Annotated in this window: 1 protein-coding gene; it reads left to right on the top strand. The window is 63.3% G+C overall.

Translation table 11 applies throughout. The annotated features are described in order from the left end of the window. Positions 1–1,222, top strand: a 1,222-nt coding sequence (gene ltrA, locus Q7A36_RS39975) for a group II intron reverse transcriptase/maturase (protein ID WP_305109354.1), incomplete at both ends; no start/stop codon positions are given.

The following is a 1,222-nucleotide window of genomic DNA, read 5'->3' as shown; positions in this document are numbered from 1 at the left end:
GGATAGCCGATCTGGCGAGGAGACAACGCGGGACCGCGCTGTACTCGCTGCACCATTTCATTGACATGGACTGGATGAGAGAGGCCTACCGACTGACCCGCAAGGATGGTGCCGCGGGCATCGACGGCGTCACGGCGGCAGCCTACGAGGTGCAACTGGAGGCCAACCTACGGGACCTCCTCGATCGCATCCTGTCGGGCCGCTACGAGGCGCCGCCGGTTCGCCGGGCATACATTCCGAAGGCAGACGGAACGCAGCGGCCGCTCGGCATCCCAACCTTCGAAGACAAGGTTGCGCAGCGCGCTATAGCGATGGTGCTGGAAGCAATCTACGAGCAGGACTTCCTGCCCTGCTCTTATGGTTTCCGGCCGGGCCGCTCGGCCCATCAAGCGCTGCACGCCCTGCGCAGCGCCATCTGGGGCCAGCGACTGTACTGGGTCTTGGACGTCGACATACAAAAGTATTTCGACACCATGGCCCACTGCCACCTGCGCGCCTTCCTCGACCGACGAGTCACGGATGGTGTGATCCGGCGGATGATCGACAAGTGGCTGAAGGCAGGGGTCATCGAAGATGGCCTGCTGCGTCATACGACCATCGGCTCCCCGCAGGGGGGCGTGATTTCACCATGCCTTTCGAATGTCTACCTGCACCACGTGCTGGATGAGTGGTTCGAGAGCGAGGTGCGGCCACGCCTGAGAGGGAGAAGTACCCTGGTCCGGTACGCCGATGACCTGGTGATGGCCTTCGAGCACTTCGAGGATGCCACACGGGTTCTGGCCGTGCTGGGCAAGCGTCTTGCGCGGCATGGGCTCACGCTCCACCCCGACAAGACACACCTCGTCGACTTCCGCATCAGACGACCGGAGCGGACGAACCATCCCCAAACGGATGGCACCTCGTTCGACTTCCTCGGCCTGACCCATGTCTGGGGCAGGTCGCGGAACGGAAAGGCCATACTGCGGCAGAACACCGCCAAGGGCCGCTTTGCGCGTGCACTGGCCACGGTGAACGAGTGGTGCCGGACCAACCGGCACGAACCACTCACTGCGCAGCAGGCCCAGTTGGCCGCGATGATGCGAGGCCACTATGCCTACTACGGCATAGGTGGAAATAGTCGGCGATTGCGCTGGTACGCCCGACAGGTCGTGAGGATTTGGCAGAAGTGGCTCTCGCGGAGAGGGCGCCACGGCAATGTCCTGTGGAGCCGTCTCAATGAGCG

This window comes from Paracraurococcus lichenis (assembly GCF_030657435.1).
Lineage (GTDB): Bacteria > Pseudomonadota > Alphaproteobacteria > Acetobacterales > Acetobacteraceae > Paracraurococcus > Paracraurococcus lichenis.
The sequence above is the reverse complement of the archived record's forward strand: the minus strand, read 5'-3'. Positions and strand labels throughout refer to the sequence as shown.